The organism is Dermabacter hominis NBRC 106157 (assembly GCF_001570785.1).
Lineage (GTDB): Bacteria > Actinomycetota > Actinomycetes > Actinomycetales > Dermabacteraceae > Dermabacter > Dermabacter hominis.
Genome location: NZ_BCSI01000002.1, coordinates 20,554 through 45,394, shown reverse-complemented (window position 1 = coordinate 45,394; position 24,841 = coordinate 20,554). Strand labels below are relative to the sequence as shown.

Sequence of the window (24,841 nt, the reverse complement as noted above, 5' to 3'; positions counted from 1 at the left end):
GCCGAAATGATGGAGTGGACCGTCCAAGAACTCGCTGACCGCGCCGGCATCAGCGCCAGGACATTGCGTCACTATCACCAGATCGGCCTGCTCGTCCCGGACCGGATCGGCGCGAACGGCTATCGCTACTACGGGCCTGTCGCCGTGGCACGCCTGCAACGCATCCTGCTCCTGCGTGACGCCGGCCTGGCCCTGGGTGCGATCGGCGAAGCGCTGGCAAGCGACGCGAACCCAGACGAGGAGATCACCGCCCTCGAGACGCACCTGGTACACCTCGAGCACGAGCGGGAAGCGCTGGAACGTCGTATCGCGTCCGTCGAGCACACCGTGACGATGCGACGCGAGGGGCGCCAACCGCGGATGGACATGGTGCTCGAAGGCTTCAACGACCGCTATGAGGCCGAGGTGACCCAACGATGGGGACGCGTGGTCTTCGAGCAGTCCAACCGGTGGTGGCATAGCAAGAACCTCACCCAGCAACGTCAGTTCCAGGCCGACGCCGAACAGCTCCTGGCGCGGTGGGGCGAACTCCACCAGTCGGGTGTCTCCCCATTGAGCGACCAGGCCCAACAGCACGCAGCCGCCCATGCCGCCTGGTTCGCCCAGATCCCCGGGACGCCCGGGCATGCTGGCGACCTGGACAAGACCCGCGCCATGCTCACTGGCATGGCCAACCTCTACGCCACCAACCCAGACTTCCATCCCGCTTTCGGTGGTGCAGAAGCCGCCGGCTTCGCCGCCCAAGCGCTGCGCCACTACGCCCAGAGCCACTGAAAAGCACCCTTCGGGATGGTCGCTGCGACCGAAGGGAATGCCGCCATGACTCATGCCAATGCAGCACTCACTCCACGTCACCGCCTCAAGGTTGCGCGGCTCGTCGTTGACGAGGGCCGGTCTGTCAGCGAGGTCGCCGCACGATTCCAGGGCTCGTGGCCGACGGTGAAGCGCTGGGCCGACCGCTATCGCGCCGGGCAGTCCATGCAGGACCGCTCCTCACGGCCACATCAGTCGCCGAACAAGACCAGCCAGGCGATGGCGAAGCGCTGCATCCAGCTGCGCCTCCGACTGCAGGAAGGGCCTGTGCAGTTGGCCTGTCGGCTGGGGATCGCGCCCTCGACGGTTCACCGGATCCTGGTCGATGCCGGCCTGAACCGGCTCTCGCACGTTGATCGCGCCACCGGGGAGTCAGTGCGCCGTTACGAGCATGACCATCCCGGGGCGATGCTGCATGTCGATGTGAAGAAGCTGGGCAACATTCCCGACGGCGGGGGCTGGCGCTACGTCGGCCGATAACAGGGCGAGAAGAACCGCGCCGCCACCCCGGACAAGCAGAAGAACAAGTACCGGGACCCGTTGATGGGCAAGACCTACGTCCATACCGTCATTGACGACCATTCCCGTGTCGCCTACGCCGAGATCCATGACGACGAAACCGCCATCACCGCCACCGCGGTCCTGGTGAGGGCTGTCGAGTGGTTCAACGCCCGCGGTGTGAGCGTCGAGCGAGTCCTGTCCGACAATGGCGGCGCCACCGGTCCCACCTGTGGCGAGACACCTGCACCGAACTCGGGATCACGCACAAGCGCACCCGTCTGTATCGTCCGCAGACCAACGGGAAGATCGAACGCTTCGACCGCACCTTGGCCGACGGCTGGGCCTATGCCCGCTGCTACACCTCAGAGGCCGAATGCCGGGGCGAGCTCGACGGCTGGCTGCACTACTACAACCATCACCGGCCACACACCGCCTGCGGCAACCAGCCGCCGTTCTCGCGATTGACCAACGTCCCCGGTCAGTACAACTAGGCCCGCGCGCGGCGGGCGATGAGCACGTGCGCGAACCAGAAGACGGCACCGCCGGCCGAAAGAGCGAGCCCACCGATACCGAGCTTCACCAGGTCGGCGCCGAGCATCGGCACCATCGCACCGGAAACGATCGCCGCGACGATGAGGTTCACGAACGTCGCGAAGCTCGTCGCGGCGCCGCGCTCTTCGGGGAACATGTCGAGAACCTCGAGCTGCACGGGCGCCATCATGAGCGCCGCCCCCATGCCAAGAAGGCCCGGGCCAATCATGACCAGAAGGTGCCACACACCAAACTGCGAGGTGAGTTCGGGGGTGAGCATGGGAATGAGCACCGAGAGAACCCCTCCGAGAACCGCGGTGATGAAGGCGATCGTGATGAGGCGCGAACGGCTCATGACGAAGGCGAGGCGCCCCACGAGGTAATTGCCGAGGATCATGCCCGCGATGATCGGGATGAACAGCACCCAGTAGTCCTGTTCGCCAAGGTGCATGACGTCGGGAACGATGATCGGCGCAGCCGAAATGAAGATGAAGTCGGCCTGGCTTGCGAGGCCAAGCGCGAGCGACAGGCGCCAGATGACCGGCGAGCGCAGTACGCGCCCGAGCGACGTGAGGATGCCCTTCGCGTTAAACGGCTGGCGCTTCTCGGGAAGGAGCGTCTCGGGGATGACAATGAGCATGAACACGAGGGTGACGAGCGCGTAAAGGAGCATCGCCCCGAAAATCCAGCGCCACGGTCCGAGCAGGAGGATCCAGCCGCCGAAGATCGGCGCCGCCGCGGGCGCGAGGGCGAAGATCATCATGACCTGGCTCATGAGCTTTTGCGCTTTGCCGCCTCCGTAGAGGTCGCGGATCACGACGCGAGAGACGATCGTCGCCCCGCCCGCACTGAGCCCCTGGAGCACGCGGAAGGCGAACAGCATTGGGAGATTGACGGCGAGCGCCGCACCGAGCGAGCCGATCGAGAAAACGATGAGCGAAATGCTCATGACGCGCTTGCGCCCGATGGCATCGGAGAGCGGGCCGTGAAACATGCTCATGCACGCGAAGGAGATGAGATACAGGCTCGTCACCTGCTGCATCGCGGCCGCGTCGGTGTGGAAGTCGCCCCTCATCGCTGGGAAACCCGGGAAGATCATGTCGATCGAGAACGGGCCGAGCATCGCGAGCAAGGCCATCGCAAACGTGAAACCGAAGGTGACCTTTTCTGTGCGCCCCAGGTGGAGGCGGAGCGCGGCCGTCTCGGTCGCGACTTCCTCGACCTGCTCGATCGGGCCGGTCACGTGCGAGACGTTGTCGGTGGGGTTGGCGAAAGCGACCTGCGGAATTTCTTCCGTTAGCGGCCGCGGCTCCTCGGTCGCGAGGCTTTCGGCGGCGCGCTCATCGGCAAGCCGCGCAAGTTCGAGTGCGCTGGTGTCGGTTTTCCTCTGAGAATCGTCTGTCACTTGGTCAAGTTTATGGAACTCTCGCGGCCTTCCAACCCCTCTCGCACAACATCACTCATGACGTCGGCGACACTCTTGCAACACTTCACCGCACAAGCGCGACCGTCAGTCGTTGAGGCGCAGATACTTTCTATTTCTGCTTTGCGGCGGAGCAGTCGCCTTAACTAACCCCTCGTCAACGAGCGTTCGTAGCGCCGGCCTGAGCGAGGCCGCTGGTCGCCCTGTCATGTCTTCGAGTTCACGAATTGAGCGCGCATCTCGCAGGTCAAGTGCGCGAAAAACCTCGCCTTTAACACCTTTCAACGGGAGACCTTCGCACTGTCTAAGCTCCTCGGACTCACGTACGTGTCTCGCGAGCGACACCGTCACGCGAGCGGTGGTGGAAGCGCTGTAGTCCGGCTCGGGGAGTCCACTCTCCCGCATCGCATTAATCATGCGAGGTACTCCCGACCCTTGATTCTCTCCAACGGTGTCCGAGGAATCCGGCAGCGGCACGTCTGTGAGCAGTCGAGAAAGAGCAGCGTTTCGTGAATCGGAACGCCCTTCTCCCACATTTTCTTTGGAGCGATCCCCCCAAAAACCGCCGGGATTCGAGATATCAATTCGATCGGGATATATATCGACCGACACCTGCTGCCCAAGAACGAAAGCGGAGTAGTCACGATGCGTCACGGCGTTAGTGATAGCCTCACGAACCACTTCCTCGGGAATCTCTGGGACGTCTTCACCTCGCACCCCATTCACAGTCCGCGCGGTGGTGAGATTCCGCATGACCGCGTGAACAGCATCGCGAATCGCCACAGGGATTGGGCCGTCGCACACCTGGCGATCCAGGAATCTGACTGCTGAGGAAGCCGACTTATTGCTCCGGGGGTGGGCCGTCACATCAATCGTGAGTTGAGGGAATCGCTGCTGAGGGTATTGCCCCAGCGCGAGGTAGCCCGCAAGAGTCGCACGCCCCTCGTTATCAAGCACGTTCAGTCTCGTTAGCGCCTCAGTCACATCGTCCTCACGGACACCGGCAAGTGCGTTGGAGCGGCTCGAACGTACTCGATCAAGCGTGCGGCGAACGCTAGCGGAGTCCAATGAGTCGACGTTCGTTGCCTCGACTGGTTCACGATCCGTGTAGTCGCGCCGGTGCGAATTTTGCATCGTGTACACCTCGTATGCGGTGAGATGCCTGTCGGCGTCGCCGAGACGTATGTAACTACCGCGCCCGATTCCTTGCGCAGTGACATAGCACGGTCCGATTTCTCCGAGACTCGCATTGAGCGGTTCGACGCGTATTCGCACGATGGGCGCCCCGTCGATCTCGTCGATATCCACATCGCAACTTGGCACCGGAGAGACCTTCGCGTGGACAGATCCATGCCGTTTGTCGACTCCCGAGAGGAATTCGTCACGCACGCGTTTGGCATCGAAACCCGGTGCAGCTTCAAACCTCTTTTGCTCATCTAGCCCGAGAATGATGAGACCACCTTCACCGTTGGCGAACGCTGATACGGTTTCCCACACTGTTTTAGGCAGTTTCCGGGAAGAGGCCTTGATCTCAACGCGCGCATCGTCGGTTCCTAGGCGTCGCGCTCGTTCGACTTCTTCACGCCAGTCACTGTCAGTCATGCCCTCACTGTACATCACTGAAGCAGTCACTTATGTAAGTGAGAATGTCACTCATGTAAGTGAGGATGTTACTGAATCCTCCTGATATGCCGAAACTCGGGGTGCCCGCGCCAATCCCGAACGCCGAAAACATTGATATCGCCGCACTTCTCAATGCGACTCGTTTTCACGGGCAGGCGAGAGAGGGAGCGCTCTAAGGTCCCGCGAGTGATGCAGCGGACCTCGCGGTCGCGCACGAGCGCACTCACGCGTTGCGCGAACAGCTTGTTAAGCTCGAGCCACACATCGCAGCGGAAGAAGGAGGAAAGCCATGCGGCGTCGCGCTCTTCTCGGCGGCGGCCTTCTCGCCGCGCTCGGCGCCTCGGCCCTGTACGTGGAGCGCGACAGCATCGCCGGCCTCTTCCCGCACGACGCGCACGAGGACCTCTATTCCCTCGGCGTCGCCTTCTCATCCGCGCCGGATTCACTCGCGAGTGAGGTCCAGGCGCACGGCGCGGCATCCGTTTTGCACGCCGGGAGCATCCCGGGCGTGGAGCGCACGTTCGTTCAACCTGATTCACCCCCGCTCATTGAGGGCACACGCACTCTGAGCACTGCACACGGCGCCGAGACCCTCACCGCGATCACGCAAGCATTCCTCGAGAAAGCTTCACGACCCGCGCCCACTCCCGCGCTCACGAGTCTCGACCGCTCGGCGCTCCTCGATGTTTTCACCCTCACGTGGGCGCTTCCCTCCCCCATCGCGGCGCTCAGCCCGAACTGGCGTTACACGTGGCCGCGCGATACGGCCCACGTGATCGTGGCCCTCGCCGAGCGCGGCTTCGACGACTGGGCGCTGGGCCTTCTCGAACACCTCGCGCGCATCCAGCGCCCTGACGGCACGTTCGAGGCTCGCTACCGCCCCGGCACTGCACGCGCTCCCGATGCCCGCTCGCCACAGTTCGATGGAGTCGGCTGGTTCCTCTGGGCAGCGGCAACGCTCGCCAGGCTTGGGGTGCTGACCTCCGACGCCTCCCCCGCTTCCTCGAGCCCAACTCTTAAACGAGCACTCGCACGCTCCGCTCGCGCCGCCGTCGACGCCACGACCACCGCGAGCGGGCTTCCAAAGCCGAGTCCCGACTATTGGGAGGTACCCGAGCGGCGCCTTACCCTCGCAACGGCAGCCATGACGCTCAGCGCGCTCGACAGCGCGGCGCAGCTTTCGGAGCTGGGGTTACTTGAGGGCGAGGCAGGCGTCGGAACGGAAATGCTCGAGAGACGTGCCCGGGAAACCGAGCGCGCCCTCCTGGAAACTTTCGGCCCCGGTGCCTTCCAGCGGTACGCGCGCGGCGGCGGTTTCGACGCGGGGCTGCTCATGCTCCTGCCGCCGTACCAAACGCAGGAGTGTGCCGAGCGCAACCCAGCGATTGCCGGCCACATCGACGAGGCTTTCGAGGCGATGCAGCGCCCCGCGGGCGGTGTCGCTCCGGGCGCGCGCTGGAAACGCGACGGCATCAGTTGGACCCCGCAAACGGCGATGTTCGCCCAGGCCTATGCGCGTCTCGGCGAGCGCGAGCGCGCTCTCGACATCCTCGAATGGCTCGCCGCCCACCGCACGAGCGCCGGAGCAATCAGCGAGAAAATCCTTGCCGACGGTAGCCCCGCCGCCGTCGCACCCCTTTCGTGGCCAGCGGCGCTCGCGCTCAGCACACTCGAGGCGCTGCACAGCTAGGAAGCGCTTGCGGGTGGACGCACACGGTCAAACTGCATGCGATCGAGCTCGTACACGCTTGTGCACAGCTCGTCGATGTCCTCCTGGTTGTGGCTGGTCATCACAATCGTGCGCCCTTCTTCATGGAGCTCATGGAGAAGCGCACGAATATCGCGAACGCTCGTCTTATCGAGTCCGTTGAAAGGCTCGTCTAAAAGCAGAAGCGGCTGCCCTTCCATAAACGCTTGGGCAAGAGCGAGCTTTTGTTTCATGCCGAGAGAATAGTGGCGAACAGACTGGCGTAGGTTCGGCGCAAGGCCCACGCGGTGAAGAGCCTCTTCTATGTGCTCGTCTCCAATGAGCCCGCGAATAGACGCGAGCCGACGCAGGTTGTCGAACCCCGTGAGACCACCGATGAAGCCTGGGCGATCGATAATAATGCCAATTTTGGAGGGGAAGTCCTCGCCCGCACTTTTCAACTTTGGTGAGACGACGACGCGACCCGAATCCGGCTTGAGGAAGCCGACGATAAGTTTGAACAGCACGGACTTACCCGAACCGTTAGGGCCTTGCACTCCCATGAAATCGTGTTCATCGATTGCAAGCGAGGCATGACTCAAGACCGGAGTCGAACCGAAAGCGATCGAAACGTCTTTTACATCAACAAGATTGACCATTCGGCACCTCTACAATCATGAATCAAACTGAGGAATACGGGTATTGCTCAGCACGAACCGGAGAAACACAACACTGGCGACTCCTACTGTCGCCGTTACGATAATGGCACCTGCCGTAGCCGGAAAGGCCCCATAAAAGCCCAGGGCAAATGGGGCCGGCCACAGCGGGTTCAACCACGGCAGCGTGAGCGCCGCGCATACGACCAAAGTTATGGCGGCTACCGCCATCGACCCAAACCTCCACGCAGCAGCCATTGAGAGCAATGTCGTCGCCACTACGGTCACGATCGAGCCCAGCCATACCTGCAGGGCTGGCAAGAGCTCCGTGGGGTGATGAGCCATGCTGCTTGAAACACCACCGAGCAACACAAGCACAAGGGACAGCGCAGTGATCGCAGTGACAAGCGAACCCCCTATTGTGCGAGTGAAGAGTTTCCACGGGTCTCCCGTGCGGATCGCCACCAGCGATGCCGCGGGTGCCGTCTCACCCGCAAAACGTACGAGCGCGGCATACGAAGCCCCGAAGACTAGCACCATGTACATGAACCATGCCGTAAAGGAAAACTCTTCGCGCGCCGAACCGTAAGTGAGATACATGAAAAGGTCGGCACCGTCGGGCCGCAAGAAACTCATGAGAGTCGCCGCACCTACGGTTGCGATACACCAAAATCCGAACGGCCCTGTCCGCACGAAGACTTTCCGAGCGCGCATCAAGACTGACGATCCACTCACACCAATAGTCAGGATCGTCGCGGCGGCGAAGAAAAGCGGAACACACCATAGGGCGCCAAATGCTTCGACACCCGCGAAGGGCACAAGGGCCACATCGGGATTGCTCCACTGCGGAAACGGCCATACATGGGCGAGCACAAGCGGCACAAAACCTACCCCGACCCCAGGGATCCATGGCTTCACTCGAGTATTCACGATAAGGACCCCTAGTAGGGTCGCCGCAAGCCCAGCGAGCCCGACCTCGAACGCGATTCCGTACGCTATACAGGCCACAGGGCTTAGGTGTCGACTGGCATAGGGCTGCAGAATCCCCTGCCATATTGTCGCCGGCTGCAAAGAGAGCACTTCCGGGGTCCAGGACATGCGCCACGTGTATCCAGACGACGTCGCCAAGACCCCTAACAATTTGCTCGCTCCGAGCAGCGCTGCTATCCCGGCGCCACGCATCCACAGCGCAAGAAGTCCGTGCCGTTTTGACCCGAAACGAGACAACGCAAGCGGGTTCGCCACAAAGGCACACTGCCGCAAAAGCAGAATAATGAGCAGAGGCCATTGAAAGTAATGGAAGTAGTACGGGTCTTGCCCGAAGGCAAGCTCTCGTTCCCACAGCGAGATGCCGACGACCGCATCGAAATCGACGTCGCCTTTGAGCAGGGGCTGCGACGACGTCACGATAGCGAGCAGTGCGCACATCCCGCAGATGAGCCCCCACCCAGCTACCGGACGCAAACGGTTCACAGCCCCCATCAGCACAAGGCCTTCGGCAGCTTCGCTGAGAACGCGGCATAAGCAGCAACGACTCCAGCGATGAGGAAAACAACAAGGCCTACGACCACGGGGATGAGAGGATCTTGTTGGGTGACACCAGTTGGAATGAATGATCGTATAAGGCTGAAGTGGTCAACCCGAAGAGCCCCCGCGACAAACTCGGAGAGAAGCACGACGACAGGAAGCCAGAGGAGTGCAACAAATCGATTCTCAAAGAACATCGCTCCTACCGCTGCCAGCGTCGATAATGCCGCACCGCCGATCCCCACCCATATCGACTGGAATGCAAAGTACAGCACCGGGGAGACGGCATAGAGCTGCGAGAATGTTAGACGTTCTGCTACCGGTTCAAGATCGTCACCGAAAGGGTTGAAGAAATCGACGGGGATGAGGTGCGGGTGGATTCCGTATGACATGACAGCGACGAGAGCGACACTTCCCGCGAAGACGATAAAACCAGCGCACGCAGCGCGAACCGCGTGGCGAACAACGTAGGGGCTGCGCCCTCGCCTTGCCATGATAGGCCCCCACGCACCCCCAGTGCCGACCTCCTGCATCACCACTGGCGCGTACAGCAGGGCGGCAAAAATTGGCATGAAGAAGGGCAGAAAATCCGATATCCCTAATGTGAATAGGGAGAACTGATCGGCGACCGCACCATTAGCGCGGGAGACCTCCATAAAAACGCTGGGACTCAATAGGACAACTATTGACATAAGAAAAGTGGAAGTTTTGACAAGGTTTTTCACGGGCGCCATTCCTGAAGCATGCCGAATCACAGTTCACATCGCCGTTTTAATTACTGCGCCACTTCTCGGCAGGACGCCCAGCATAAGTTTTCGATTGGTACGACGCGCAGCCGTCGTACCAAACATTGAGAGGAAGATCCCGCATAGGCGGATGTTGCCATAAAACCAGCCCCCGTAACGATGGCCCCTAAGCGCCTTGCATGTCTACGCTTCACAACAGTCCCCCTCGTCCTGGAACATCATTCAGACAGCGAGAATTCTACCCCCCCCCAGTGGCTTACGCCATACGCCGTGCTCTTTATCGTGTTCTTCGGGTGCTGGCCCTTTCTTGAGCTGAAACCAGACAGACCTAGCGCGTTCCATCGTGACCGCGTGCAAGCACTATCTGTCTAGTGGTCGGTTCGCTCCGGAAGTTCCTTTTGCTAGCCCCTCAACACTCGAGGCGCTCGAGCATTGACGCTTCCCTTAGTCCCCGGAAGTGACCAGAGGGCGGGGCTAGAGTGGTAGATCGGGATCGAGGACGATCCGCATCGAGTTTCGAGGAGAGGTCATGAACGAGAAGGCTAGTGCGCCCGATCTTCGCGCGGAACGCGTGAATTACACGAAGGGCCAACTCACCAAAACGCTCGCGGGCAACGACCCGCACGCACTGTTTGACGAATGGATGAGAGACGCGATCGAGCGTCGCGACCGCGAGGGCGATGTGCTCGAACCGAATGCGATGGTCGTCTCGACGATCAACCCGGAAACGGATTGGCCGGATTCGCGCGTGCTGCTGCTCAAGGAACACAAGAACGAGAAGTTCGTGTTCTTCGGCAACTACGAGTCTCAAAAAGGACACGACCTTGACGTGAACCGCAAGGCCGCCCTGAACTTCACGTGGCTGCCGCTTCAACGCCAGGTGCGCATCCAGGGCAAGGTGCGCCGCATCAGCCCCGAGGAATCCGACGCCTACTTCGCGGTTCGCCCGCGTGGTTCGCAGATCGGCGCCTGGGCAAGCTCGCAGTCGGACATCATCGACTCACGCGAAGACATCCAGCTCGCAAACGAGCGCGCTGAAAAACGCTTCGACGGCAAAGACGTTCCCCGCCCGCCGCACTGGGGCGGCTGGGCACTCACCCCGCACGTCATCGAGTTCTGGCAGGGTGGCGCTTCGCGCCTGCACGACCGCATCCGCTTCACGGCTTTGGATTCGGAAGAAGGCCGCTGGCAGGTCGACCGCCTCGCTCCGTGAGGACCGAAGGTGCACTTTGTGGGGCTCGGCTGTCTGCGCGGCAGCCGAGCCTCTTCTTCTAGGCGAAGGGGTTCCAGAACCTTCCACCATTGACGATCGCGAGCACGATCGGCACCGCGAGCACCGCGAAGGAGAGGGCCATGATGAGCCAGTCTCGCCACGTCAGGGGCTTTTTGCCGTACCACGTGCGCCGCTTGCCGCGCCCAAAACCGCGCAGCTCCATCGCACTCGCCACTTCCTCGATGCGGTCGAAGGCGCCGAGCAAAAGCGGGATGATGACGCCCACGATGTTGCGGGCGCGGGTCGCGATACCCGCTTTCGACGAGGTCTCGAGGCCGCGCGCCTGATGCGCCTTCGAGATCGTCACGAAATCACGCTGAATATCGGGGATGTACCGAAGAGCGATCGAGACGGAGTAGGCGATCTTGTAGGGAACGCCGATGCGGTTCAGCGACTGCGCAAACTCAGGCGGGCGCGTCGTCGCAATGAACAAAAGCACGGGTGGAAGCACCGCGAAGTACTTGAGCGTCACAACGAGCTGATAAAAAAGCTGCTCACTCGTGATGTCCCAGTGCCACGGGCCGTTCACGAGCACGGTGCGCGTGCCGTACAGTTCGGTTCCATAGCCGGGCGCGAACAGGAAAATGAACACGTTGTTGAGCAGCATCAGGCCGGCAATGATGACGAGCACAACGGCGAGGTCGCGCAGCTTCACGCGACTGAGAACCCACAGCACGATGTTGAGCACGAGCATCGCCGCAAGATAACGCGCATCGAATCCCACGAGCGCACCCACGACGCTCGCGACGGCGAGCATAAGCTTCGAAAGCCCCGAGACTCGGTGCAGGAAGCCCGGCCGATCGACGTACCCGAGCACGGACTTAGCGGGCATCGCCCACCTCCCGCCTCTCGCGATCAACCGCGATCACGGCCTCGACAAACTCGCTGCGGCCACACTCTTGGGTGCCGCCGTCACCGGTGGAAACGGGAAGTCCGACGGCTGCCGCGAGCGCATCGAGACTCGTGCGCACGAGGTTCGCGCACGTCGTCACGTCATCGTCGACGAGGATTCGCGCGGGCGAAGAATCCGCGATGATCTCCCCGTCGCTCAAAACGACGGCGCGCGGCACATACTCGAGGGCAAGGTGCATGTCGTGCGTGATGAGCAGGATCGTCGTGCCCGCACGGTTGAGGCCGCGAATGAACTCCATGAACTCCGTGTAGTGGCGGAAGTCCTGGCCCGCGGTCGGCTCATCGAGAATAAGGACTTCGGGCTCGAGCGCAAGCGCGGCCGCGATCGTTACGCGCTTCTTCTGGCCGTGACTGAGGGCGCTCACGGGCCAGGTTTTGAACGGGGCGAGCCCGCACGTCTCGAGGGCAGATTCCACGCGCCGGCGCACCTCTTCCTCGTCAAGGCCGTGGGCGCGCGGGCCGAGCGCGACCTCGTCGAAAATGAGCGGCTTCGAGATCATGTGGCCCGGTTCTTGAAGCACGAAGCCCACGCGCGTGCCGATCTCGGCGATACTCAAGTTCAGAACGTCGTCGCCGAGCACCTCGACGGTGCCCGAGTTCGGCTTCGCAAAACCCGTGATCGCGCTCGCGAGCGTCGATTTTCCAGCGCCGTTGTTGCCGAGGATCGCGAGCATCTCCCCGCGCCGCACCTCGAGGTCGATTCCCCGCAGCGCGTGCACGCCCTCGTGGTCTTTATCGTGGCCGTGCACCACGTGAAGATTGCGCACGCTAATGACCGCGGTGGCGTCGGACCCCTCCCCCGGCATTTCCTGAGCCGAAACCGAGCCGAACCTCGCGGACCACTGCTCACGCCCCCACTCTCGCACCCGTGCGCATTCGCTCTCGCTCAGGCGAAGGGTCTCGAGCCGAGCGGGGTGCGCCGACGCTGGCGGTTCGATCCCCGCGTAGTTGAGGGCCGTGAGGTGCAGCGGGCGGCGAATGCCGTGCTCGTTGAGGAGACCGGAGGTCACGAGCTCATCCGGAGTTGTATCGGCAACGAGGCGGCCGCCGGCCATCATGAGGATCCGATCGACCCCCCTGTGCAGCACTTCTTCGAGACGATGCTCGATGATGACGACACTCGCACCGCTCTCCCGATTGAGGTCGTCAGCCAGTTCGATCATCGCGCGACCCGTCGCCGGGTCAAGGTTCGCAAGCGGCTCGTCGAACAGGAGAATCGGCACGTCGTCCACGAGCACGCCCGCGACGGCGACGCGCTGCTTTTGCCCGCCACTCAGTTCGTGCGGCGAGTGCTCAAGAAGCTCCGTGAGGCCCACGCGCTTGGCGACCCGCTCGACGATGCCCGGCATGTCGCCCGACGCAACCTCCTGATTCTCGAGCGAAAAGGCGATGTCCTCCGCGACCGTGAGGGCGACGAACTGCGCGTTGGAATCCTGGAGAACCGTGCCGGCCACACCGGCGGTGCGCACGAGCGGTGCACGCACCGGATCCACGCCACCGACCCTCACGCTGCCACTCACGCTTGCCTCGAAGCGATGCGGCACGAGACCGTTCATCACGTGCAGCAGGGTCGACTTTCCCGAGCCACTCGGCCCCACGATCGCGACCTTCTCACCCCAGCCAATCGTGAAGCTCACGTTCTCGACCGAGGGAAGTTTTTGGGTGCGGTAATGCACGCTCACGTCATCGAACACGATGGCGTGAGCGGCACGGTTCGCCTCGGGCGAATGGGAGGAAAGAGCCATGCGGAACGCTTAAGCGCCCACCTCGAGCGAACCCGAGCGGGTGCGCGTCTTCGCATACAGCGCGAGGATGATCGAGCCAAACACGCAGGTGAGAATCGCGTTCGTCACGAAGGCCACGAGGCCCTGCACGACGACCTTGTCGAACGGTTCGCCCATGAGCGTCACGTCCAGAATCCACGCGAGAATGCCCCATGCAACGAAGTGGCCCACGATGACCGCGAGGTTGAAGCGCACGAGATCCCGGCGCGGGAACTCCCCTTCGTTTACGCGGTTGCGAAGCATGAAGAAGCCCACGATGAGGCCAAAGACAGCCGTCGGAATCTCCCACGAAAGCCAAATGCCGTAGCCGGTGGCGTCGGCAAGAATATGCCCCACGAAGCCGGCGATGGCCGCAACGTACGGGCCGTACAGGACCGCGAGAACCGCAAGAAAGGCGTACTGGAACGTGATCGCAAGATTCGGCACGGGGACGGGAATCGCGACGAAGCGGCTCAGGACGAAAAAGAGGGCGGCACCGATACCGATGGCGACGACCTGCGTCACGGGAGAGACCTTGCGGGTCACGGGTAGCGGTGCACTGGACGTGGGGGTTTCGGGAGTAGACATGAGGGGATCCTTTACTTTTCGACCTTCTCGAACGCGACGTGCCAGCTGTTGCCGCGCCCGAGGTGGAAGGCATTCGCGTACGAGCCACGATTGATCGCGACAGCCACGCGATCAAGGGAATTCACGTAGATGAGCGATTCGCCAACCTCGACGTGCGCGAAGCTCGGCGCATACACGAGGCTCGTCGCGTGAACGGTTTGCCCGTTATGGGTGATGGTGAGGCGCACGTAATCGCCGTGGCAAATGCCGGCCTCTTCAAAAAAGGTGCGCGGGATGGACGTCCACAGCGAGCCGTAACGGTTATCGTGCGCGTCAATCGTGCCCGTGAGTGCGTTGCCCTCGATCTTCGGTGCAAGCACCGGGAGTGTCACGAGCTCACTCACCTCGCGGCTCGGGCCGACCTGCTCGTACGTGATCGTTCCGCTCGCGAGCCGCGCGCCGGTAAACGCGTAAATGTCACGCCCGTGGAACGTGTAGGAATGCGCCGAACCTTCGCGCCGATTGAAGTGTTCGTCGATCTCGCGCAGCTCCTCGATCCCGAAAAGCTTCTCGATGTGAGTGAGGGTGCCGTTGTTCGGGGTTACGACGTAGTGGCCGGTCAACGTGCGCGCCACCACGCTCAAGCGATCCGAGCCGACACCCGGATCCACGACCGAAACGAACACCGTGCCTTCGGGCCAATACGACACGACCTGCGCAAGGCGGTAGGAGCCCTCCCAAATGTCATAGGGAGGAATGTTGTGGGTGACATCGTGGATGCGCAGTTCGGGGTGCACGCCCGTGGCGACGCCGTACATCGCGCTCACGGCTCCATCGACGTACCCGAAATCCGATTGCAGAACGAGCGGTTTCACCGCGCACCCTCCCTCTGTTCACCTGCGCTGATACCCCCACAAGGATAGCGAGCAAGGCACGGGGCATGAAGCTTCGTGGCGAAATGTGAACACCGCCGCGCGGAGCCTGTTGACATCTGTCATTCGCACGCGTGACAAAACCCAGCGAAGCTCCTGACGTTTTCCACTACTGGGTTCGCGAGCGATCGCGAAGAGTGGAGACATGAACACAGCACACACCCCCATCACCGTCTCGAACCTGACCCGCACCTACGCGGGCGCGAAGAAAAAGAAAGCCTTCACCGCGGTGGACGGCATTTCCTTTCACGTCACCGAAGGCGAGGTCTACGGCCTCCTCGGCACGAACGGCGCGGGCAAAACGTCAACTCTCGAAGTCATCGAAGGCCTCGCACCCGCCACAAGCGGGAGCGTATCGGTCCTCGGCATGGACTCCACGAAAGACCGCGCGAACGTTCGCCCCCACACGGGGACCATGCTCCAATCCGGCGGCCTCCCCACCCAACTGACCGTCGCTGAAACGATTCGCATGTGGGCAGGAACCTGCTCGCGGCCGATGCCCTCGGAGCAGGCCCTCGACGCCGTCGACCTTACGCACCGCGCGAAGGTCAAGGTCGGCTCGCTCTCCGGCGGTGAACAGCGCCGCCTCGACCTCGCGTGCGCTCTCGTTGGGCAGCCCTCGATCCTCTTCCTCGACGAGCCCACAACCGGCCTCGACCCCGAATCTCGCCGCCGCGTATGGAAGCTCCTTGAGAACCTCAAAGCGCAAGGGGTCACGATGATCCTCACGACCCACTACCTTGAGGAAGCCGAGCGCCTCTGCGATCGAATCGGGATCATGCACCGAGGAGCGATCGTCCTCGAAGGCAGCCTGCGAGACATCGTCTCCACGGAAGCATCGGTGATCCGCTTCGGCATCGGGGAGGGGTCCGACGCCACCGACGCCTCCACCGCCCCTCAGCCTCCCGCCCTTGCCGGCGCTCAGGTCACTCGCTCCGGCTCCACGTACGAGGTGCGAACCGATCACCTTCAGGAGCACTCGCTCGCCATTTTGCAGTGGGCGCAGAGTGAGCGCCTCGCCCTGCGCGACTTCTCGGCGACCCCCGCATCCCTCGAGACCGTCTTCATGCGCGTGGCAGGCGAGCAGAACTGACGAGCGCAGTAGTCACCAAAGCTTCTACCGAAAGGACACCCCATGACCACGGCAACAGCCACAGCACATTCCACACCCCGCTCGAGCCGCCTTTCCCGCACGATTGCCCTCGCGCGCGCCGAGCTCACGCAGTTTTTGCGCAACCCCACTCTCCTGTTCACGGCGCTTCTCTTCCCGCTTGGCCTCACGGTCATCATGTTCGTGTCCACTCCCGCGAGCAGCGGTAAGACCTTCGCCGCCTCGCTCGCGCTCGAAACGTCGGTGCTTATGACGATGCTTCTCGTCGTGTACTACTCGGTTCTCTCGATGTCGACCACTCGGCGTGACGAGAAGGTCCTCAAGCGGCTGCGCACCGGAGAGGCGAAGGACTCGGATATTCTCGTGGCGATTGCCGCCCCGAGCTCCCTCCTCGCCGTCGTGTTGATGGTGCTCGCCCTGATCCTCCTCATCGTTCTCGGTGCTCCCGCACCAGTCAACGTCGTTCCTCTCATCGTCGCTGTCCTCGGCGGGATCGCCGTGAGTGCGGCACTCGGATTCCTCACGAGTGCCTTCACGATCAACGCCGAAGCCGCCCAGATCACCTCGCTGCCCGTCATGATCCTCGCGATTGCCTCCCAAAGCACCTTCCGCGCGCTCATGCCCGAACAGGTCACGCGCATCATCGACCGCACGCCCTTCGCCCTCATGGGAGACCTCGCACACTTGGCATGGTCGGGAACGACGGTCACCGGTGGGTTCGAGCCGCTCGACGCTGGCGCGGCGCTCGCGGCAGCAACCGCCCCCATGCTCATGCTCGCCCTGTGGGCCGTAGCGCTCCTCGTGCTCGTGCCGAGGGTCATGAAGTGGGAATCTAACCGGTAAACCGCCGGCTACGACCCGTGGGACACTGGTGGGGCTTCTCTCGGCCCCGCCAGCTTCCCCTTTTCCGCCAACGAACAGAGGACACCGCATGAGCACCGCCACGGGCAATCACACCGCAGAACCGGCGCGCGTTCGTAGCATGGAGAAATACGCGCTCTACACGAAGTGGTCCGTCGCGCTTGCGGCAGTCTTCACTTGGTTCCTCTTTGCCATCCCCAGTATCACGGCAACAACCTCGAAGCATGCGGGCCTCACACCTCTGCTGTGGGCAGTCGGCACGGCCGCCCTCACGCTCCTCGTGAGCATCACTCTCCTACGCGAACCCGCATTCGAATTATTTCCTGAAAGACGGGGACGCGCACGTGGAGCGAGGGTCAGTTTCATTCTGGTGCTCGTGAGCTGGATCGTGTGCATCCTCGTGCCCGTCCTCGCGCCCGTTTCGATCGGGGCGTGGGCAAGCGTCTACGCGATTCTGTGCACCGCGCTCTTTGCACTCGCCCACGCGCCGTGGATGCGGCACAAGTGGCTCGCCGTCACCGTCACTGCCCTTCTCACGTGCGCAACGCAGCTCAGGATTGACGCCAGCACCGCCCTCACGTCAATCTGCATTCCCCTCATCTTCCTCACCGCCACCCTCTCCGCCTTCTGGGGCCTCGACGTTTTGCGCGACGCTGACCGCGCCCGTCAGCTCGATGCCGAACTCCACGTCAGCGCGGAACGACTCCGCTTCGCCCAAGAGCTTCACGACACCATGGGCCAGAGGCTCGCGGCGATCAGCCTCAAAACACAGGTGGCGATCGCCCTCGTCGACCGTGGCGATAGGAACGCCATGAAGGAACTTCGCGAACTCCAGGAACTCGTGAAGGCCAGCACCGCCGATATGCGCGCCGTCGCCCACGGCTACCGGCGCATCAATCTCGCCACTGAAATCGCCGAAGCCCGGGCGCTCCTTGGCGCCTCGCGCATCAACGTCCACGTCGACGGCGACTCCCTCGACGTTCCCGAAGGCCGTCGAGAGGACGCCGCCTGGTTCGTCCGCGAAGCCACCACCAACATCCTCCGCCACTCCCACGCCACGAGGGCGCGCCTCACTCTTGCCGAGAACAGCGTGGCTATGACGAACGACGGCGCACTCGAAAGCCCCGGCCCACTCTCGGGTCTCGAGTCGCTCCGCCGCCGCGTGGCCGCAGCGGGCGGAAGCATCACCGTCGAGCATGACGCCCCGCACTTCACCGTGCGACTATGCTTCGACGAGGGGCCGGCGAGCGTCGGACCCGCCCCCACCCACACACCCGAGGAGAGCGCATGATCCGCATCGCCATCGCCGACGATGAAACCCTCGTTGCCTCTTCCCTCGCGACCCTGCTCGGGCTCGAAGAGGATTTCGAGATCGCCACCGTGTGCGGCTCGGGCGAGGAGATACTCGAGTGGTGGGCGCGAGACTCCCGCGGGGCCGACGTTCTCGTGTGCGACCTGCAGCTTGGCGGGATCGACGGCATCGAAACTGCGCATCGCGTGCGAGAGAAACATCCCGGTGTGCAGGTGCTCATCGTGACGAGCCACGCACGGCCCGCGGCCCTCAAGCGCGCGCTCGAGCGCGGTATCGCGGGGTTCCTCCCGAAAACGTCGGATGCGAAAGAGTTCGCCGCGGCCATCCGCACCGTCCACGCCGGGCGGCGCTACCTCGACCCCGAAACAGCGGCCCTCGCGATCAACGCGGGCGACAGCCCCCTCACGGTCCGCGAGCGGGAACTACTTGAACTAGCGGGGCGTGGCCTCTCCATCGACGACATCGCCTCCGAAGCGCACCTCGCGGCCGGAACCTGCCGAAACTACCTCTCGAACGCGATGGCAAAAGTTGGTGCGGCCAACCGCTTCGAAGCCTTCACCGTGGCGCGCGAGCGGGGCTGGCTCTCATCATGACTGAACGGACCGTACGGATCGAGAACGACACGGTCACGAGGCCCGCGGGCCCCTGGACACCCACGGTGCACGCACTCCTTGAGCAGGTAGCTGGGCAGGGGGTGCCGGTTTCACGGCCTTGAGGGTGGAGGAAACAGACTAGAGAGCCCCTTCAGGTGTCGAAACGTCGCTTTTCTCCCCCAGTAATTAAGGCAAAACCAGGGAGGGGCCTCGCGCCGCAGCGCGAGACCCCTCCCGTTCAAGCCCTAGAGCTCAGCGGATCATGCTCAGGCGTCGGCCTGGCCGTCACCTTCAGCTTCGGTTGCAGGCTTAGCGTCCTTGGCGGACTTCGCCGCCATCATGCCGCCGGCTGCGAGCAGAGCCGCGGCGCCTGCGGCGACCGGAGCGGCCTCGAAGCCGGTGCGCGGAAGCGGGCCACGGTTCGTTTCGGCTTCCTTCCTCACCTTCTTGACAGGCTTCTTCGGCTGCTTCTTCTCGGGCTTCTTGGGAGCGGGCACTACCGGAGCAGCCGCGTCGCTCGGATCCTTGCCGGGCGCAGGCTGTGCCGACGGCTCCTCGGGCTTGGGCTCCTCAGGCTTCGGCTGTTCCGGCTTCGGCTCGGGCTTCGGCTCGGGCTTGGGCTCTTCCGGCTTCGGCTCGGGCTTCGGCTCTTCCGGCTTCGGCTCGGGCTTGGGCTCCTCAGCCTCATCCCAAATCGGCAGAACCTGCACGACCGTCGGGCGCGGGCCGGTCTGGTTGTACTCAGGGAAGAAGGAGTGCTGCTCGCTGAACTTGCCATCTTCACCCGGGTGCTGAACCGACACGAAGGCCGAGTAGTCCTCGTCGCGCACGATCGGGCCACACGTTTCGGCCTCGCGAGGCACAGAGAGGAACTGCTCGACGTTGCCACGCATGTCTCCCTCGAGGGTCACACGGAACAGACCGTCGTTGTAGCCGATCCCACTCGGGGCGCCGTCGGTCGAAATCCAGAGGTTGCCCACCGAGTCGAACGCGAGGTTGTCCGGGCAAGAGATCGGCGAGACCGACTTCGGGTCAACATTGCCGTAGAAGGTCTGGTCGCCACCGTTCGGGTCGCCGGCCACGAGGAGGAGGTTCCACGCGAACTCGGTGCTCGTCTGGTCACCCTGCTCGTCGAGCTCGAGGACCTGACCGTCGCGGTTCTTCGCGCGCGGGTTGACTTCATCCACCTGGAAGATCTCGCGCTTCGAGTTGTTCGTGAGGGCCGCGTACACCTTGCGCGAGTGGTGCGAGGGCTCGACGTCCTCGGGGCGGTCCATCTTGGTGGGCTCCACCTTGTCGGCAGCGGTGCGGGTGTTGACCGCGATCTCTTCGACAGTCATGCCCTCAACCTGCGACTTGCCGTCGAGGATCAGCGGGACCCATTCGCCGGTGCCGTCGAACTGACCGTCCGAAGGAACGGCGCCGCTGCCGTCGATTTCTTCCTTGGGCGAGTTGCCGTAGAAGCGCGCGACGTAGAGATCGCCCTCGGAGAGGAGCGTCATGTTGTGCTTGCGATCGCCCTCGACGTACTTCTCCTTGGAGACGAACTTGTACATGTACTCGAAGCGCTCATCGTCACCCGAGTACACGACCGCGCGGCCATCCTCCGCGATGATGACGTTCGCGCCCTCGTGCTTGAAGCGGCCGATCGCGGAGTGCTTCTTCGGGGTCGAGGTGGGGTCCCACGGGTCAATCTCGATAGCGTAACCGAAGCGGTTGACCTCGTTTTCGTAGCCGGGGTTCGTCGCATTGAAGCGAGGGTCAATCATTTCGAAGCCGTACACCGACTCTTTCGAGTCGATGCCGAGGCGGGCGTTCGACTGAATGTTCTCATCGGCAACGAAGTAGCCGTGGAAGTTTTCTTCGCCCGAAAGGAGCGTGCCCCACGGGGTGAGGCCACCCGAGCAGTTCGCGAAGGTGCCGAGGATCGTGCGTCCCTCGGGGTCCTTCTTCGTCTTCACGAAGTCGGAGCCCGCGGCGGGGCCGGTGAGTTCATACTCCGTGTCGAGGAGGAAGCGGCGGTTGAGTTTTCCGCCCTTCACGTAGGTGTAGGGCGACTTGCGGTCCTTGCGCTCGAGCTCCACGACGGTGAGGCCCTGGGCTGCCATGGTGATGGCGACCTGATCGTGCTTCGGCATGTCCTCCGGGAACATGATGTTCGCGTTCGTGTACTCGTGGTTCACGAACATGACGGCGCGCAGGCCATCCGAGCCGGGGATCTCCTGGATCTCCGTGTAGTCGTTGTTGTACCCGAACTGCTTCGCCTGGGCTTCGGGAGTCTGTTTGTTCCAGTCGAACTCAGGCGAGTCGTCGAAGAGGGGGTCGCCCCACTTGATGACGGGCTCCCAGCGGTAGCCCTCGGGCACGTTGAACTCGTCGACATCCTTGTTGACGGGGGCGATCGGGGTGAAGCGGAGCTTCGAGCCGTTCGGCGCTTCGGGCGCCGAGCCGATCGTGGGGTTCGGGGCGCTCGGGTCGGCAGCGAAGGCGGCCTGACCCATGCCCTGCGTACCGCCGGCGGCGATCACGAGGGCGCTTGCGGCAGCACCGCCGAGGAGCGAGCGGCGGCTGATCGCAGCGGAGACGATGTCACCGATGTAGGAGTTGTTGCTCGTATTGCATGCGGGCTTCGCGCACTGGTTGTCGCACTTGAGTGCACAGGTCACTGCGGAACGCTTGCCGCGAACGTGATCCTTCATGAGGAGCGGGAGGTGGAGCACCATTGGAGGCATCCCTTCAATGTGGTTGGTGATCTGACGCAGTTACAGTGCTCTACGCGAGGGACCAACATCCACAGTAAAAGTGACGCCCACGTGAATTCTTTTTCAAAGAACAGTCAAGACGTGCGTGTGCCGCCCACAACGAGGGCGGATGAGGCGCCTGCCTACACCCTCACGAAGAAGACACAGGCGGGCGGCGAAAAAGCCCCTGGAAGAGCCGCGGCGCCGTGCGCGGGGTCGCATCGCGCACCTCAGCAAGCGCGGGAATGCGCTTCTCGAGCGCCTTCTCAATGCGCAGGTGGAGCGTCACTTCGGACAGCTCGCAGCCCTTGCACGCCCCTGCGAACTCGACGCTCACCACCGGCCCGGCATCGCCCCACTCGACGTCAACGATGTGCACTTTTCCGCCGTGCGAGGCGATGTAGGGCCCGAGGTCACCGTCAATCACATCTGTCGCGGCAAGGCGCACGGCCTCGACGCGCCTGTCCACCCCGATTTGCGCCTCGAACTCCGCGAGGTGGGGCGCCGCCTCGTCAAGCATGCGCGCAAGTCCCTCGCGAACAGCCTCGGCCTCGTCGCGCCAGGAATATCCCGCGCGCAGCCACACCCAGAGCCCGTGAGGCTCCGCCACGATTCGCTCGAGCTGCGGCAGCGCGTCCGGAATCGGCTCCCAGCCAAGCGGCAACGACGCCCCCTGCACGCTCCACCTGAGCGCTCGCTCCGCCCCGGTCACGCTCGCCGGAGCGGGGGTGGCATGGCCAAGACTTGGCACGGCACGCTGGGAGTGGTCGGGCAAAGCGTGAGGTCCGACGCTTGCCGGGGAACCGTCGGAACCCACGCCCACTACAGCGCTCCCACCGCGAGCTTCGCGATAAACGCTCCCACCCACGCGAGCGCGAACATGTAGCAGAAGGCGAGGGCAGGCCATGTCCACGAACCGGATTCGCGGCGCAGCGCCGCGATGGTACTCGTGCACTGCAGCGCGAACACGAAGAATACGAGGAGCGCGGCGATCGTGCCTGGCGTGAAGAGGAGCTGGCCTTCGTGAGGGCCGGGGCCCCACGTGAGAGAGGAGAGGGTATCGCCGGGGTTTTCTGGATCGGACGCACTCGCGATCTGCCCGAGCGTCGAGACGAACACTTCGCGCGCGCCGAGCGAGGCAACGACACCGACGCTCACGCGCCAATCGAAACCGAGGGGCTCGAACACAGGCTGGACGGCCTTGCCGAGGCCCGCACCGTAGGAGTGCTCAAGCTGGTAGGTCGCGACGGCCGCCGAATCGGACTGGTCGATACCCGCGGCCGCGAGCTCCGCATCGCCCACGGCAGGGAGGTTGAGCAGCGCCCACAGCACGAGTGTGAGCAGGAGGATGATGCGCCCCACCTTCGTGAGAAAGCCCTTCACGGGAATCCACGTGTTCGTCACGAGCTCGCGCAAGGTCGGGATGCGGTAGGTGGGCATTTCCATATAAAAGGGAAGGCTCGCCCGACCGCGCCCAAAAATCTTCGAGAACACCCACGCCGAGCCCATCGCGGAGCATGCCCCGAGCACGTACAACCCAAAGAGCGTCGCGCCCTGCGCGCCGATCACTCCGCCGAGGCGGGCATCGGCCGGGATCAGCATCGCAATCAACATCGTGTACACGGGAAGGCGTGCCGAGCACGTCATGAGAGGGATCGTGAGCATCGTCGCGAGTCGATCCTTCGCCGAAGGAAGCGAACGTGTGGCCATAATCCCCGGAATCGCACACGCGAGGCTCGAGAGCATCGCGACGAACGCCCGGCCCTCGAGGCCCGCGCCTGCCATGACCCGATCCATAAGGAACGCCGCCCGCGACATGTAGCCGGACGCCTCGAGGATGGCGAGCGCGAAGAACAGCAGGAAAATCTGGGGAACGAACGTGAGAACGCCGCCCACGCCACCGATCAAGCCATCGGCCACGAGACCGGCGAGCCAATCGATACCAATATTTTCGCGCGCGACATCTCCGAGGAACGCGAAGCCCTCTTCGATCCAGCCCTGAATGGGCGCAGCGACCGTAAAAATGAGCTGGAACAGCGCAAACATCGCCGCAAAGAACACGAGGCTGCCCCACACGGGATGCAGCAACACCGCATCGAGCTTGCGGGTGCGGGCGTGGGAGCCGGGCGCGCGATAGTGCGCGGCCTCGAGCACCGAATCGATCCACGCGGCGGAGCCCTTCGGGTTGGTGGGAGCGGCAACGGCAGGGCTCGGCCAGTCCTCTTCCGACGCCAGCTCGGCTTTCAGCGCGTCGAGCTCTCGGTGGTTTCCAGCCGTCACGACGAGAACGCGGTGGCCAAGCGCCTTCGACAGTGCCGCGACGTCCACGCTGCCGCCGCGCGAGAGGAATTCGTCGGCATGGGTGAGCGCCACAAGGATCGGCAGACCCGTGCGCTGAAGCTGTGCGATGAGCCCGAGCGAGCGGCGCATGCTCGTCGCGTCAAGCACCGCGATGAGCGCATCCGCGCGGCTTTCATCGCTGAGCGATTCGAGAACAACCTGCTCATCGGGGCTAATGGGGTCTAGCGAGTAGGTACCCGGGAGGTCCTCCACCTGGGCATCGATTCTCGCGCCGGAGGCGTCCTGCACTTCGACGCTACCCACGAACCTGCTGACCGTGACGCCCGGGTAGTTCGCAACCTTCGCCCGCATGCCCGTGAGGGCGTTGAACACCGTGGATTTACCGGCGTTCGGGTTGCCCACGAGCGCAAAACGGCGCGCACCGGTATCGCGCGGCGCTACCGGCGCCGCATCGTGGCAGGTCATGCTGCTTTCTTCTCGACCGAGTTGTTGGGGTGCTCATCCCCAACGTGCACGAGGATGCGTGCCGCGTCGCGCTTTCGAAGGACGATTTCGCAATCGGCAACGCGGAACACGAGCGGGTCACGCATGGGCGCCTTGCGCACGAGCTCGACCTCGAGACCCGGGTGGAAGCCCAGGTCAAAGAGACGGCGGCACAGAACAGAGTGCGAGTCGCGATATGCCGCGATGATCGCCGTGACCCCCTTCGGCACATCACTCAAGGCGATCGTCGAAGCGAAGGGACAGTCGAGGGTGCACACGAGCGCACGCGAGGTGAGCTCGTTGGCGAGCGACGTCATCTCGGGATAGGCAACTGACATATTTGCAAGGTTAGCATTGCCTAATCTAACTAGGAAGGGACATGGGGCACGCCACCGTCGGACCGAAGCACCCCGGGCAGAGCCGCAGATCTGAATACTCAGTGAACGAGCTGCAACATTTCACCTCCTGCCTTGCCGTAAATTCCC

Annotated in this window: 20 protein-coding genes and 1 pseudogene; 8 read left to right on the top strand and 13 right to left on the bottom strand. The window is 63.2% G+C overall.

Annotation, left to right across the window (positions count from 1 at the left end; translation table 11 throughout):
* The first annotated feature begins 6 nt into the window (after window positions 1-6).
* Together DEHOM01_RS02920 and DEHOM01_RS02915 are read left to right on the top strand one after the other, a co-directional pair.
* Window positions 7-774, top strand: coding sequence for a MerR family transcriptional regulator (locus tag DEHOM01_RS02920; RefSeq protein WP_061211430.1), 768 nt, complete (start codon window positions 7-9; stop codon window positions 772-774).
* Window positions 775-819: 45 nt separating this feature from the next.
* Window positions 820-1,805 (top strand): annotated as a pseudogene (locus DEHOM01_RS02915) (IS481 family transposase).
* On the opposite strand, the gene DEHOM01_RS02910 reads toward DEHOM01_RS02915, so the two are convergent.
* On the bottom strand, window positions 1,802-3,250 hold the full coding sequence (locus tag DEHOM01_RS02910) for a multidrug effflux MFS transporter (RefSeq protein WP_061211429.1): 1,449 nt from the start codon (window positions 3,248-3,250) through the stop codon (window positions 1,802-1,804). The pseudogene DEHOM01_RS02915 and the gene DEHOM01_RS02910 overlap by 4 nt on opposite strands.
* Window positions 3,251-3,355: 105 nt before the next feature.
* Window positions 3,356-4,870, bottom strand: coding sequence for an ATP-binding protein (locus DEHOM01_RS02905; protein ID WP_082738694.1), 1,515 nt, complete (start codon window positions 4,868-4,870; stop codon window positions 3,356-3,358).
* A 310-nt stretch (window positions 4,871-5,180) separates the two neighbouring features.
* Between DEHOM01_RS02905 and DEHOM01_RS02895 the strand changes: the two genes are divergently transcribed.
* Entirely contained in the window at window positions 5,181-6,581 is a 1,401-nt protein-coding gene (locus DEHOM01_RS02895) for a glycoside hydrolase family 15 protein (RefSeq protein ID WP_061211426.1), read from the top strand.
* Here the strand turns inward: DEHOM01_RS02895 and DEHOM01_RS02890 are convergent.
* The 3 genes from DEHOM01_RS02890 to DEHOM01_RS02880 all read right to left on the bottom strand — a co-directional run bounded on the left by DEHOM01_RS02890 (window position 6,578) and on the right by DEHOM01_RS02880 (window position 9,486).
* Window positions 6,578-7,237: an ABC transporter ATP-binding protein gene (locus tag DEHOM01_RS02890; RefSeq protein ID WP_034371140.1), complete on the bottom strand. Its 660-nt coding sequence runs from the start codon at window positions 7,235-7,237 to the stop codon at window positions 6,578-6,580. The genes DEHOM01_RS02895 and DEHOM01_RS02890 overlap by 4 nt on opposite strands.
* A gap of 15 nt (window positions 7,238-7,252) precedes the next feature.
* Complete coding sequence (locus DEHOM01_RS02885; RefSeq protein ID WP_156468293.1) at window positions 7,253-8,641, bottom strand: hypothetical protein; 1,389 nt, start codon at window positions 8,639-8,641, stop codon at window positions 7,253-7,255.
* Between the two features lie 74 nt (window positions 8,642-8,715).
* A complete protein-coding gene (locus DEHOM01_RS02880; protein ID WP_061211424.1) occupies window positions 8,716-9,486 on the bottom strand; it encodes a hypothetical protein in 771 nt (256 codons plus the stop codon).
* Between the two features lie 550 nt (window positions 9,487-10,036).
* Here DEHOM01_RS02880 and pdxH point away from each other — a divergent pair.
* Window positions 10,037-10,720, top strand: coding sequence for a pyridoxamine 5'-phosphate oxidase (gene pdxH / locus DEHOM01_RS02875; protein ID WP_061211423.1), 684 nt, complete (start codon window positions 10,037-10,039; stop codon window positions 10,718-10,720).
* 58 nt (window positions 10,721-10,778) lie between these two features.
* Here the strand turns inward: pdxH and DEHOM01_RS02870 are convergent, their stop codons facing one another.
* The 4 genes from DEHOM01_RS02870 to DEHOM01_RS02855 are packed head-to-tail and all read right to left on the bottom strand — an operon-like array spanning window position 10,779 to window position 14,897.
* On the bottom strand, window positions 10,779-11,612 hold the full coding sequence (locus DEHOM01_RS02870) for an energy-coupling factor transporter transmembrane component T family protein (protein WP_061211422.1): 834 nt from the start codon (window positions 11,610-11,612) through the stop codon (window positions 10,779-10,781).
* On the bottom strand, window positions 11,602-13,437 hold the full coding sequence (locus DEHOM01_RS02865; RefSeq protein WP_061211421.1) for an ABC transporter ATP-binding protein: 1,836 nt from the start codon (window positions 13,435-13,437) through the stop codon (window positions 11,602-11,604). The genes DEHOM01_RS02870 and DEHOM01_RS02865 overlap by 11 nt, the downstream gene beginning before the upstream one ends.
* Window positions 13,438-13,446: 9 nt before the next feature.
* Window positions 13,447-14,043 (bottom strand): ECF-type riboflavin transporter substrate-binding protein, encoded by a 597-nt coding sequence (locus DEHOM01_RS02860; RefSeq protein ID WP_061211420.1) that lies wholly within the window; start codon window positions 14,041-14,043, stop codon window positions 13,447-13,449.
* An 11-nt stretch (window positions 14,044-14,054) separates the two neighbouring features.
* A complete protein-coding gene (locus DEHOM01_RS02855) occupies window positions 14,055-14,897 on the bottom strand; it encodes an SAM hydrolase/SAM-dependent halogenase family protein (RefSeq protein WP_061211419.1) in 843 nt (280 codons plus the stop codon).
* A 202-nt stretch (window positions 14,898-15,099) separates the two neighbouring features.
* Between DEHOM01_RS02855 and DEHOM01_RS02850 the strand changes: the two genes are divergently transcribed.
* The 4 genes from DEHOM01_RS02850 to DEHOM01_RS02835 all read left to right on the top strand — a co-directional run bounded on the left by DEHOM01_RS02850 (window position 15,100) and on the right by DEHOM01_RS02835 (window position 18,831).
* Window positions 15,100-16,047 carry an ABC transporter ATP-binding protein gene (locus DEHOM01_RS02850; RefSeq protein WP_061211418.1) on the top strand — a complete coding sequence of 316 codons (948 nt, stop codon included), beginning with the start codon at window positions 15,100-15,102 and terminating at the stop codon, window positions 16,045-16,047.
* A gap of 42 nt (window positions 16,048-16,089) precedes the next feature.
* Window positions 16,090-16,908 (top strand): ABC transporter permease, encoded by an 819-nt coding sequence (locus DEHOM01_RS02845; protein ID WP_061211417.1) that lies wholly within the window; start codon window positions 16,090-16,092, stop codon window positions 16,906-16,908.
* Between the two features lie 88 nt (window positions 16,909-16,996).
* Window positions 16,997-18,217 (top strand): sensor histidine kinase, encoded by a 1,221-nt coding sequence (locus DEHOM01_RS02840; RefSeq protein WP_061211416.1) that lies wholly within the window; start codon window positions 16,997-16,999, stop codon window positions 18,215-18,217.
* The gene (locus DEHOM01_RS02835; protein WP_061211415.1) at window positions 18,214-18,831 is read left to right on the top strand and encodes a response regulator transcription factor; all 618 of its coding nucleotides are present in this window, start codon (window positions 18,214-18,216) and stop codon (window positions 18,829-18,831) included. The genes DEHOM01_RS02840 and DEHOM01_RS02835 overlap by 4 nt, the downstream gene beginning before the upstream one ends.
* A gap of 266 nt (window positions 18,832-19,097) precedes the next feature.
* On the opposite strand, the gene DEHOM01_RS02830 is transcribed toward DEHOM01_RS02835, so the two are convergent.
* The 4 genes from DEHOM01_RS02830 to DEHOM01_RS02815 form a co-directional block, all read right to left on the bottom strand.
* Window positions 19,098-21,554 (bottom strand): PhoX family protein, encoded by a 2,457-nt coding sequence (locus tag DEHOM01_RS02830; protein WP_061211414.1) that lies wholly within the window; start codon window positions 21,552-21,554, stop codon window positions 19,098-19,100.
* A 169-nt stretch (window positions 21,555-21,723) separates the two neighbouring features.
* On the bottom strand, window positions 21,724-22,395 hold the full coding sequence (locus tag DEHOM01_RS02825) for a NifU family protein (RefSeq protein ID WP_061211413.1): 672 nt from the start codon (window positions 22,393-22,395) through the stop codon (window positions 21,724-21,726).
* On the bottom strand, window positions 22,395-24,338 hold the full coding sequence (gene feoB / locus DEHOM01_RS02820) for a ferrous iron transporter B (protein WP_061211412.1): 1,944 nt from the start codon (window positions 24,336-24,338) through the stop codon (window positions 22,395-22,397). The genes DEHOM01_RS02825 and feoB overlap by 1 nt, the downstream gene beginning before the upstream one ends.
* Entirely contained in the window at window positions 24,335-24,694 is a 360-nt protein-coding gene (locus DEHOM01_RS02815; protein WP_016663455.1) for a FeoA family protein, read from the bottom strand. Before DEHOM01_RS02815 ends, feoB begins: the two co-directional genes overlap by 4 nt.
* Window positions 24,695-24,841: the final 147 nt, after the last annotated feature.